Here is an 11,250-nt window from a genome sequence, read left to right on the forward strand (position 1 = left end):
ACGATTTCGTCAGATAGTCGCTTGTTTCAAGGCAGTTTTCGCGTTTCGGCTATATTGCGGAAGCCAAGCGCACGCCTTGATTGATTGCGCGCTTTGCATCTAATTCGGCTGCGACATCTGCGCCGCCGATGATATGGACCGTTTTCCTAGCCGCGATGAGTTGATCAGCCAAGCTCCGCTCGGGCACCTGTCCGGCGCATAAAACGATGGTATCGACCGCAATCAGTTCCAGATCTTCGCGGGCTTCGCCACGCGAAACATGCAGCCCGGCGGCATCAATTTTTTCATAGTTCACGCCGCCAACCATTGAGACATTTTTCATCTGCAATGTGGCCCGGTGAATCCAACCTGTCGTCTTGCCCAACCCTTTGCCAAGTTTGGCCGATTTGCGTTGTAGTAGGGTGACTTCGCGTGTTGGGGCTTCGGGTTGCGGGCCTTCAGTACTCAGCCCGCCGCGTGTGGATTCAGGATCGCCAACGCCCCATTCTTCGAGCCATTCTTCAAGGTTCTCGGTGGGGCTTTGGCCGGTAACCAGAAACTCGGCGACATCAAACCCGATACCACCTGCACCGATGATCGCCACACGTTTGCCGACCTCGGCTTTGCCGCGTAGCACATCAATATAGGACAGCACATTTGGCCCGTCTTGACCGGGAATTTCAGGATCACGGGGGGTAACACCAGTCGCGACGATCACTTCGTCAAAATCCGCCAGCAATTTAGGGGTCGCTGAGGTGTTTAAAACAGCTTCGACACCAGCCGTTTCAATCATCGTGCGGAAGTAATCGACGAGCCCCCAAAACTCTTCTTTGCCGGGGACCTGTTTCGCCATATTCAATTGGCCGCCCAGCTCTGACGCCCTGTCAAAAAGAGTGACCTGATGGCCACGTTGGGCGCTGGCAATTGCGGCTGAAAGCCCGGCAGGTCCAGCGCCAACAACGGCGATTGTCTTTGGGGTATCCGTTGGTTGGATGTTCAGTTCGGTTTCATGACAGGCGCGCGGGTTGACCAAACACGACGTCAGTTTGCCGCTGAACGTATGATCAAGGCAGGCTTGGTTGCAGGCAATGCAGGGCGCGATTTGCGCCGATTGGCCGGCGGCCGCCTTGGCGACAAAATCGGCATCAGCCAGAAACGGACGGGCCATGCTGACCATATCGGCGCAACCGTCCGCGAGCACGGCTTCGCCGATCTCTGGCATATTGATCCGGTTAGAGGTGATAATCGGAATGTCTACGCTGCCCATCAGTTTCTTGGTCACCCAAGTAAAGGCGGCACGCGGTACCGAGGTCGCGATTGTGGGAATGCGCGCTTCGTGCCAACCGATCCCGGTATTGAGGATCGTGGCACCTGCGGCCTCAATCGCTTTGGCGAGCCGCACGACCTCTTGCCAAGTTGATCCGTTGGGGATGAGATCGATCATTGAGAGGCGATAAATCACGATGAAATCGGGGCCGACAGCTTCGCGGACCCTGCGGACGACCTCAACAGGAAGACGCATCCGGTTTTCATAAGAGCCGCCCCATTTATCGGTGCGTTTGTTGGTATGGGTAACCAAAAATTGGTTTAGGAAATAGCCCTCTGAGCCCATCACCTCGACCCCGTCATACCCTGCCTCTTGCGCGCGGGAGGCGGCGGTGACCATATCGCTGATTTGTTTTTCGATCCCGTCGGCATCCAGTTCAGTGGGCGCAAAGGGCGAAATGGGCGATTTCACGGCGGAAGGGGCGACGCATTTGGGGCTATAGGCATAGCGCCCGGCATGTAGAATTTGCATGGCGATTTTGCCACCTGCCGTGTGGACCCGGTCAGTCACAACACGGTGGTTGGCGATATCTTCGTCGGAAAACAGCCCAGCAGCGCCCGGAAAAACGCCGCCTTCGGGGTTGGGGGCCATGCCGCCTGTGACAATCAATCCGACCTGCCCGCGTGCTCGCGCGGCATAGAACTCAGCAACACGGTTCCAGTCTTTGGTTTCTTCAAGCCCAGTATGCATCGATCCCATCAGCACGCGGTTCTTGAGCGTCGTAAAACCCAGATCAAGCGGGGCAAGTAGATGTGGATATGATGTCATTGTAGGCCTCCCAGTTTTGAAGACCATGCCCGAAGTTGACGTGCACGTCATCTGAAACGTGGCGTAATGGTGCATGTCGGCTTTGGTTTCTTTTACCGGGACAAGGGCAGTGCTTTGTTGAGAGACTATCTTTATGGGAGGGTGACCGTCTGCTCAATATAATTCCAGCAGCTTTTCTTACGAGTGATCGGCCCATTCACTTGCGCAGAGGAGGTCCTGCGAAATTTCTTTTATTGCCTCTTTGGGGCCAGACACATCCCAAACATGCTCCCAGCCGCCACTCGAATAGCTTGCCACTACGACCTTATCACCCCATTTGTTCAGCCAGTTTTGCATCCAGGTATATTGCTGTGACGGATGGTCATGGAAATCGCCTACGAAGATTGTAGCTTTTTGGATATCAGGCAAATTTCTTCCATTTATTAGGTGTGTATGGTGGAATTGGATCTAATCCGAAGAGGATCCGCTTGTAAATTTTGGCACTGATTGCACTTTAATACGACAGCTGAATTATCTGATATTCAACTGTTTTTACAATGCGCACGGAACGCGGATTTGAGCAGGTCCAACTCAGCGCGTAAAAGGTCAACTTCGGCGCGGATATCATCTGCTAGAGGGTCTCCGGCTACCAACGAAAAATTGGCGAGTTTGGAACCGTTCTCATCGCTAATCACAACGGTTTGTATCCCTTCGGTGATCGCCGCTTCGGGCACCGGAACCGCGACCGTCCAGTGGTTTTGGGTGGTGTCATGCTCTAATGTAACTTCGGACAGTTTTACGCCTTGATGTGTCGCGGAGAGCTGCGGTGTTGTGTTGCTGCCTCCGGTCAGTACACCATGCCAAATCCCGTTCTCGATCCGTGTTTTTGTGAGTGTATATTTGGTCATCCTAAACCCTTCGCCCTAGATTTCCGCGCGCGGATAGCGGCACACGGTGATGTCGCGGATCGTAATTTTGTTCATCTGCGGGTTTTCGAACAAGAGATCGACCCAGACCTTTTCTGCGCGGGCTTCATTGATTTGCATATACGCGAGATCAAATGCAACCGAGGTTTCAGGATGCTCCGCTGGCAAGGTCAAAAGGGATTGCTCTGTATTGGGTCCATGTTTCAGGTTCAGCCGCGCATAAATGTTGATCGGTGCCTCGCGGTCGATGACGGCGGCAACCTCAAGAACATGTCGTTTTTTCAACCCATCGCAGGCCGATGTGGGCAGATCAAGCACAAGGGACAAGAAACTCCCGTCGAAATGAAATACCTCAAGTGCTACACCATATGCCGCCAGATCATCGGCGTCAGAATTGCGGTATTGCGACAGTGTGATTTCTTGCTTTTTGCAATCATGAAAAATCGCGATTTCCTTACCAAGACGCGTCTTGTTTTCTGCAGGGGCCAGCCCGCGTTTGGGCAGCGCAGCCCGCCAAACCATTGGCCGCCATGACCAATCAGTGCCAACAGGGCGCGTAAATGTGTTGGACCCGATACGTGGGCGCGCCAGACGGGTTTCCGCGATCCGGCTAAGTTCTTGCAGCGGCGTCAATAACTGCCGCGCATTTTGGCGCAGCGCGCGCAGTTTGGTCAGTTCGGTGCTATTTGCAGCGCGCGCCGCCTTTGTCCACCGCGCGAGCGACACCCTTTGCGCGAGCCGTCCAAGAACTGAATTTGGGTTCATCACCATGCGCCGCCCTTTGTTGCACACTTAGCTTAGCATGAATGCTCTTAAGGTTCAGAAGTCTGCGCAGCCGCTTCAAACACAACAGGTTTTACGCCAGTGGTCATTGCATTGAGCAACCAGATTCCAGTGCTGTCATCAAGCGGCACGCTGGCCAACCCGCGCAAAGCGACCGTCACGAGCCGCCCGTTGACGTCTTTGAACGCGCGCCATTCTTGTGTCTGCAGGCCCGGTAGGCTGTGCGGTGCGCTGTCATTGAAGTGGACGATAACGCGGCCATCGGCGGCTTGGGCTTCAACTGCGCTGATCGTGCTGCTATCGCCGCTACTGCTAAGTAGTGCCGCACCCGTGTTGCTTTTTAGAAAATCACGCAGTGCGGTTTCGGAGCCGTCCACCGCGCCAGTGTTCGCCGCGCCGATTTGAATTGTTGCGACAGCCGCTGCGCTGGGCATCGCCTGTGTGCCGCCCAGAGAGGCGCAAGGCGCAATTACAGCAAACCCGGCGCCGGGTTTGCTGGCCGGGCCGTCAACGCAATACCCGGTTGGGGCTTGGACGATGACACTGCTTTCGACGAAAATCACAGAATTTTGCGTGGCAACCGGGGTGCAAGCGGGAATCGCCAACACCCCAGCAAAACACGCGAGAGCGCGGATCATGTACTTATAAGTCCATGTAGATGTGTTTTTCGTCTTTCGCGCCGGGGTGTGTGACCGCCCCAAGGCGGGTCGACCCAACAAGCTGCGCGTATTTCCACAGCGCGCCGGATGCGTAGATCGTCGGTTTGGCACCTGTCCAGTTTGCTTTGCGTGCAGCCAGCACATCGTCTGTCAGATCGACAGACAATTCGCCAGTGATCGCGTTGATGGTGATCACATCCCCATCTTCGAGCAGTGCAATCGGACCGCCATGCGCGGCCTCTGGCCCAACGTGGCCCACACAGAACCCGCGTGTCGCCCCAGAGAAACGGCCATCAGTGATCAGTGCGACCTTTTTGCCCATGCCTTGGCCAGACAATGCAGCCGTTGTGGCAAGCATTTCACGCATGCCTGGGCCGCCGGATGGGCCTTCGTTGCGGATGACCAACACTTCGCCTTCTTTGTATTCGCGGGCTTTGACTGCTTCAAAAGCGTCTTCTTCGCACTCAAATACGCGCGCAGGGCCGGTAAAGACTTGCTGGTCTTCGCTCATGCCAGCAACCTTCACAATCGCGCCTTCGGGGGCCACGTTGCCCTTAAGCCCAACAACCCCACCTGTTTTGGTGATTGGGTTTTCGACAGAGTAGATGACTTTGCCGTCGGCATCGCCTTTGATCATGTCCAGTTCTTCGCCCATGGTCCGGCCCGTTGCGGTCATGCAATCTTCGTGCATCAAGCCTGCTTTGCGCAGTTCTTTCATCACGACAGGGACGCCGCCAGCCTCATAAAGATCTTTGGCCACATATTGGCCGCCCGGCTTCAGATCGACAAAATAAGGCGTGTCGCGGAAGATGTCGCAAACGTCTGACAGGTCAAAATCGATCCCTGCCTCATGCGCGATGGCTGGCAGGTGGAGACCCGCGTTGGTGGATCCCCCGGTACAAGCAACGACGCGCGCCGCGTTTTCAAGCGATTTGCGCGTGACGATGTCACGGGCGCGGATGTTTTTTGCGATCAGGTTCATCACGGCTTGGCCAGAGGCCTCGCCATATTGGTCGCGGCTTTCATAGGGGGCAGGGGCACCGGATGAGTTCATCAGGGCAAGGCCGATCGCCTCTGATACGCAGGCCATTGTGTTGGCGGTAAACTGACCACCACATGCGCCCGCAGAGGGGCATGCGACACGTTCAAGCACTTCCAGCTCTGCGTCGGACATGTTGCCAGCTTGGTGTTGGCCAACAGCCTCGAACACGTCTTGGACGGTGACATCTTTGCCGTTCAACCGACCCGGAAGGATGGAGCCGCCATAGATAAACACGGACGGTGTGTTCAAGCGGACCATCGCCATCATCATGCCGGGTAAGGATTTGTCACAACCCGCAAGACCCACAATCGCGTCATAGCAGTGACCGCGCATCGTCAATTCAACGGTGTCCGCAATCGCTTCTCGTGACGCGAGCGATGATCGCATGCCTTCGTGGCCCATCGCGATGCCGTCGGTGACGGTGATTGTCGTGAATTCGCGCGGGGTGCCGTTGGCCGCCTTCACGCCAAGCTTTACAGCTTGGGCCTGACGGTTCAGTGAAATGTTACATGGGGCGGCTTCGTTCCAGCAGGTGGCAACGCCAACAAACGGCTGCGCGATATCGTCTTCGTCCAGTCCCATCGCGTAGAAATACGACCGGTGCGGCGCACGGCTTGGGCCTTCGGTGACGTGACGGCTAGGTAGGTTGGTTTTATCGGCTTTGCCTTTAAGCATTGGCTTGTCTCCCGGGAACATTTGGGCAAGGTCTAAAAGTTGGGCGCAGGTGACGCAAGTTAGAACTGTGCTTGCAGCTGCGTTGATGCGCGGCCTAATGTCCCGCATGTCTGACCCTTATGCGCCTCATCAGTCGTTTATCGCCGTCGCCACACGGCGCGCGCAGCTGTGGCGGATTGTGTTTGTGGTTGTCGGGTTCGAGCTGATTTTTGCACTCTCTAGCAGTATCGTAGCCGAATTTTTGGTGCCGATCGGCGCGCAAAACGCATATATAGAAGGGGTTTCAACCTTTGGGACGCTGATGCAGTTTGCGACATTTGGCATTGGTGGGGCCGGATTGGTGATGTTGGCGAACCTGCTGCATGGGCGGGGGTTCTGGACGATGATCGGGCCTGCGGGTGCCGCATGGTGCGATCTTGTTGCAGTGACCTTGGCCGTCGCAGCGGTTCTTTGCGCACAAGAGCTTTTGCCCCCATGGTACGATCTTAGCGACGCAAAAATGCGGCCATTGTCGGGCTGGATCGCACTGATTCCAATCACGCTATTTGTATTATTGGTCCAAGTCGGCACCGAGGAACTGATGTTTCGCGGCTATCTGCAACAACAACTGGCCAATCTTTCTTCGCGGCGGTGGGTCTGGATGGGCATCCCATCAGTATTGTTTGGTGGGCTCCACTATTGGAACGGTCACGGGGCAGCCGAAGGAGCGCTTTGGGCGTTCTGGGCGGCGATGCTGGGGGCCGCTTGCGCTGATCTGACCGCGCGCAGCGGCAATTTAGGGCCTGCAATCGGGCTGCACCTGGCGAACAATGCTTTTGCGATTTTGCTCTATGCAATCGCCGGCTGGCCGGGGAGCGGCGTCGCGCTGTTTCTATTCCCCTACGAAGACCCCGCGATTTATAGCGACGGTATCGAAGCGCTGATGACACCTTGGGTGATTTTACAGATGGCGGCGCAGTTCCTCTCGGTGCTGGTTATGTGGCTCGCCGCAAGGATCGCGATCCGGCGCTGATACAGATCAAAGGTATGATGTCACTACGTCGACAATACGATCTTGATGCATGTAAATATCGGTCGAATTGGTAATTTCAATTTTTGTTTCTTGCTTGTCGGCATCAAAGAAGCCCACGTGTTTGACTGATTTTGCATTAAAGTAGAAACGGCATACAGGTTTTCTATTGATGTCATCGACGAAGACGCTGCAATAACTTTTTGCGTCACGCATCGTGACTCGATCAACCGGAATTGCTTTTGCAGCGATTGCTTGCACGATCATAAACGCCTGTATTTCTTCATCGGTAGTCACAATATCTGACGTTGGTTCCACTTGTTTGGGTTCATCTATGCTCTTCGCGGTTTCTGATCCAAAAGTGACGCTCAATTTGTCTTGAATGCGATCACGGATTAGTCCGTCAAGCGCGGTTTGAACGGCCGGGGTGATCTGCTCAACAACCGATTTTGTTAGGGTTCCATCGTGAATGTTTCGCCCGATGAGGCGCACGAAATCCTCATCTGGATCAGAGAGCTGTCGCTTCAGATAATTCGTCGCGTCGTTTTGGTATTTGAGGTTTGATGCGGAGGTGACGATGTTTTCAATCGAGAAATTGTCTTTTTGGAACTTTGAGAGTTCTTGCAGTTGATTTTCGTCATATGACTGTAGATCGAAACGAAAAAATGGTTTCTTATCCATACGGTTCGCGGCGTCGAGGTCTGAAAAGAACCATACATCACGCCCATTCGTTAAAATTGCGAGCCGGGCTTCGGTGACGCCAAAATAGCGAAATAGCTGATCAAATTGTGCCTTTCCCAATTCCATCGAAATTGGCTTAACTTCGATAAGAGCCGAAAGGTGCCCTTTGATACGTAGAGCGAAGTCGACTTTTTCACCTTTTTTCATTCCCACATCGGCGACGAACTCTGGCACGACCTCTTCTAAGTTAAATGGATCAAAGCCAAGCGCTTGGATCAGAGGCAAGATGACCGACGTTTTGGTTGCCTCTTCGGTTTGTGCAATCTTGAAAGCCTGTTTTGACCTTTTAGACAGGTCCTTGATGCGATCGGTGAATTCCATACTCTTTGTTCCAGCTACAGTTTTCACTCATTTGATGTGGTCACGGGCTAGATTGCAAGCATAAGGTGATTTTTGATAATGTTGAAATGCGACCTAAGCACCATTGATTGCATTTCGTGACGCCTCGTCATATTTGAGAGGCAATACTGCAAAAGGCGCGCCAATGAACTGGATCACCAACTACGTCCGTCCGACGATCAATTCACTGTTTTCGCGCCGCGAGGTGCCTGAGAACCTTTGGACGAAATGTCCTGAGTGCGGAACGATGCTGTTTCACCGTGAATTGGCGGACAATCTGAATGTTTGTACAAATTGCGATCATCACATGGCGATTTCCGCGCGTGATCGCCTGATTTCGGTGTTCGATGGCGGCGTTTTTGTCGATGTCCCCGTGCCAGAACCTGTCGCTGATCCGTTGCACTTTCGAGACCAAAAGAAGTACACCGACCGGATCAAGGATGCGCGTAAAAAGACTGGCGAAAAAGATGCGATGCTGGTCGCCGAAGGCGACATGGGGCGCACCGGTGTTGTTGTCGCCGTGCAAGACTTTTCCTTCATGGGCGGGTCGATGTCGATGTATGTCGGCAATGCAATTGTGGCCGCTGCCGAACGCGCGATTGCGTTGGGCCGCCCGCTGATTTTGTTTTCCGCAGCCGGTGGCGCGCGCATGCAAGAAGGTATTCTTGGCCTCATGCAAATGCCGCGCACAACGATTGCGGTACAGATGCTAAAAGAGGCGGGGCTGCCCTATATTGTGGTCTTGACCCATCCGACCACAGGCGGGGTGACTGCGTCCTATGCGATGCTAGGTGATGTGCAAATCGCCGAACCCAATGCGCTGATCGGTTTTGCTGGTGCCCGCGTGATCGAACAAACCATTGGTGAAAAGCTGCCAGAAGGGTTCCAGCGTGCGGAATATTTGCTGGATCACGGGATGTTGGACCGGGTCACAAAACGCCCCGATCTCAAGGATGAATTGGTCACGATCGTGCGGATGTTGATGGGGCTTGATGCCCCAATCAAGGGCGATTTACCTGCGCCCGAAGAAGATGTGGTGGCGGACTCCACTGAAACCCCGGCGGAACCAGAAAAGTGACCGCCAGCTCTGATGTGATCCTTGATCGGATGATGGCCTTGCACCCTAAGGTCATTGATCTGACGTTGGACCGTGTCTGGACGTTGCTCAAAAAGCTGGGCAACCCGCAAAAGAACTTGCCCCCTGTCATCCATTTGGCGGGCACCAATGGCAAAGGGTCTACACAAGCGATGATCCGCGCGGGGCTTGAAGCGGGTGGATCATCCGTACATGCCTATACCTCGCCCCATTTGGCGCGATTTCATGAACGTATCCGGCTGGCAGGCGCATTGATTTCAGAGGACGCGCTGACGGCCGTGCTGGATCAATGCTACACCGCTAATGGCACCGACCCGATCACCTATTTTGAGATCACGACAATTGCCGGGCTCTTGGCGTTTGCGCAAACGCCTGCCGATTATACGTTGCTTGAGGTCGGGCTGGGGGGGCGTCTGGACGCGACCAATGTGATTGCGCGCCCTGCGGCTACGGTGATCACACCGGTCGATTTGGATCACCAGCAGTTTTTGGGCGATACGCTGACGCAAATTGCAGGCGAAAAGGCAGGTATCATCAAACGCGGTGTACCCTGCGTGGTTGGGCCGCAGCACGCAGAAAGCATGGATGTGATCGAAGCGGTGGCCGCCCGTTTGGGTGCGCCGCTGCAGGCTTACGGCCAGCAATGGCACGTCAGCACGGAACGCGACCGGCTGATTTTCCAAGACGAACGTGGGTTGCTGGATTTACCGCTGCCCAACTTGCCCGGTCCGCATCAGATCATGAATGCGGGTGCTGCGATCGCGACATTGCGGCTGTTGGGCAAAGATGACGCCGCCTGCGAGGCTGCGGTGACATCGGCCTATTGGCCCGCACGGATGGAGCGGTTGAAAAAGGGTGCGTTGGTTGATTTGGCCGGTGCGGCTGAACTGTGGTTGGATGGCGGCCATAACCCGGCTGCGGCGCGTGCGATTGCGGCGACGTTGCAGCAGCAACCTGCCCGGCCTGTGCATTTGATCTGCGGTATGTTGAACACCAAAGATATCGGCGGCTATTTGGCACCGTTTGCAGATATATCGGCATCCTTGACAGCCGTGTCGATCCCGGGCGAGAAAAACACAATCCCGGCGGCGGATACCGCACGCGCTGCGTTGGCCGTTGGGATGAAGGCAACAACTGCCGACAGCGTCGTAGGGGCAATCAAATTGATAACCGCCGAAACGCCGGGCGCCCGGATATTGATCTGTGGGTCTCTTTACCTTGCGGGCCACGTCATGCGCGAGAATGGCGCATGATCCGCGTCGGGGCGACCATCCTTGCGTTGTTCGCACATCAAGCGCAGGCCGCAGAGTTCTATTTCTGTTGGACTGGCGCAAATGGCTATACGATGACCGGGCAGATGACGATTCCAGATAGCGCGCTTGGCCAGCCGCTGATCGACGAGACAGATGTGACGCGTTTCAAGATCGCAGGCTACCAAGAAGGCACGCTGCTGGGAAAATGGGACATGGCGCGGCGCACTACCAGCACCAGTTGGATGCTGCGCTATGACCCGCAGCGCGAAATCTTTTTGACGCCGAGCGATCTTGGGCTTGGGGTGACGCAGGCATGGAATGCGGGCGGCGACGCGAATGACTGCGGCAATCCTGGGTTTGGCTTTAACCTTGGTAACTATGCTCAGGATTTTTGTCTTAACGGTGTTTGGCTCGAAGAAAGCGGCATGCCCCCCGATACCCCGTTCTTAGTCAGTCCGGTGCCAATTGATCCCTACTGCCGGACGTATGCCCCGGTAAGTTAATGCCGATTCGCGAATCACTCTATTGACTGCGAATCACTTCGTCGCGTAGTGTCGCTCTAAACGTAAAACGTCACACGTAATAGGCGTTACGGAGCAGTCTTGGCAGGGCAAGCGGGCGGGTCATTATGGCCTGTCTTCTTGTGCCAGCTTCAGTGTTTGCCCCCCCCCCCC

Annotated in this window: 11 protein-coding genes; 4 read left to right on the top strand and 7 right to left on the bottom strand. The window is 55.1% G+C overall.

The window, feature by feature from the left end:
• Positions 1–49: 49 nt before the first annotated feature.
• From Yoon_RS17295 to ilvD, 6 genes are all read right to left on the bottom strand, one after another.
• A complete protein-coding gene (locus Yoon_RS17295) occupies positions 50–2,074 on the bottom strand; it encodes an NADPH-dependent 2,4-dienoyl-CoA reductase (protein ID WP_238113974.1) in 2,025 nt (674 codons plus the stop codon).
• Positions 2,075–2,251: 177 nt separating this feature from the next.
• Positions 2,252–2,482, bottom strand: a complete 231-nt coding sequence (locus Yoon_RS17300) for a hypothetical protein (protein WP_238113976.1) — start codon at positions 2,480–2,482, stop codon at positions 2,252–2,254.
• A 113-nt stretch (positions 2,483–2,595) separates the two neighbouring features.
• On the bottom strand, positions 2,596–2,961 hold the full coding sequence (locus tag Yoon_RS17305; RefSeq protein WP_238113978.1) for a hypothetical protein: 366 nt from the start codon (positions 2,959–2,961) through the stop codon (positions 2,596–2,598).
• A gap of 15 nt (positions 2,962–2,976) precedes the next feature.
• Complete coding sequence (locus tag Yoon_RS17310) at positions 2,977–3,750, bottom strand: DUF6478 family protein (protein WP_238113980.1); 774 nt, start codon at positions 3,748–3,750, stop codon at positions 2,977–2,979.
• Positions 3,751–3,791: 41 nt separating this feature from the next.
• Positions 3,792–4,400 (bottom strand): dihydroxy-acid dehydratase, encoded by a 609-nt coding sequence (locus Yoon_RS17315; protein WP_238113982.1) that lies wholly within the window; start codon positions 4,398–4,400, stop codon positions 3,792–3,794.
• A 4-nt stretch (positions 4,401–4,404) separates the two neighbouring features.
• On the bottom strand, positions 4,405–6,138 hold the full coding sequence (gene ilvD / locus Yoon_RS17320) for a dihydroxy-acid dehydratase (RefSeq protein WP_238113983.1): 1,734 nt from the start codon (positions 6,136–6,138) through the stop codon (positions 4,405–4,407).
• A gap of 49 nt (positions 6,139–6,187) precedes the next feature.
• Between ilvD and Yoon_RS17325 the strand changes: the two genes are divergently transcribed.
• The gene (locus Yoon_RS17325) at positions 6,188–7,150 is read left to right on the top strand and encodes a CPBP family intramembrane glutamic endopeptidase (protein WP_238113985.1); all 963 of its coding nucleotides are present in this window, start codon (positions 6,188–6,190) and stop codon (positions 7,148–7,150) included.
• A 6-nt stretch (positions 7,151–7,156) separates the two neighbouring features.
• On the opposite strand, the gene Yoon_RS17330 is transcribed toward Yoon_RS17325, so the two are convergent.
• Positions 7,157–8,236 (bottom strand): type I restriction endonuclease, encoded by a 1,080-nt coding sequence (locus tag Yoon_RS17330; protein ID WP_238113987.1) that lies wholly within the window; start codon positions 8,234–8,236, stop codon positions 7,157–7,159.
• Positions 8,237–8,372: 136 nt separating this feature from the next.
• Here Yoon_RS17330 and accD point away from each other — a divergent pair, with 136 nt between their 5' ends.
• The 3 genes from accD to Yoon_RS17345 are packed head-to-tail and all read left to right on the top strand — an operon-like array spanning position 8,373 to position 11,079.
• Entirely contained in the window at positions 8,373–9,305 is a 933-nt protein-coding gene (gene accD, locus Yoon_RS17335; protein WP_238113989.1) for an acetyl-CoA carboxylase, carboxyltransferase subunit beta, read from the top strand.
• Positions 9,302–10,576, top strand: a complete 1,275-nt coding sequence (locus tag Yoon_RS17340) for a folylpolyglutamate synthase/dihydrofolate synthase family protein (protein ID WP_238113990.1) — start codon at positions 9,302–9,304, stop codon at positions 10,574–10,576. Before accD ends, Yoon_RS17340 begins: the two co-directional genes overlap by 4 nt.
• Positions 10,573–11,079, top strand: coding sequence for a hypothetical protein (locus Yoon_RS17345; RefSeq protein ID WP_238113992.1), 507 nt, complete (start codon positions 10,573–10,575; stop codon positions 11,077–11,079). The genes Yoon_RS17340 and Yoon_RS17345 overlap by 4 nt, the downstream gene beginning before the upstream one ends.
• The last annotated feature ends 171 nt before the right edge of the window (positions 11,080–11,250 follow it).

The sequence above is a fragment of the Yoonia sp. I 8.24 genome (assembly GCF_022096995.1).
In the GTDB taxonomy this organism is placed as follows: Bacteria; Pseudomonadota; Alphaproteobacteria; order Rhodobacterales; family Rhodobacteraceae; genus Yoonia.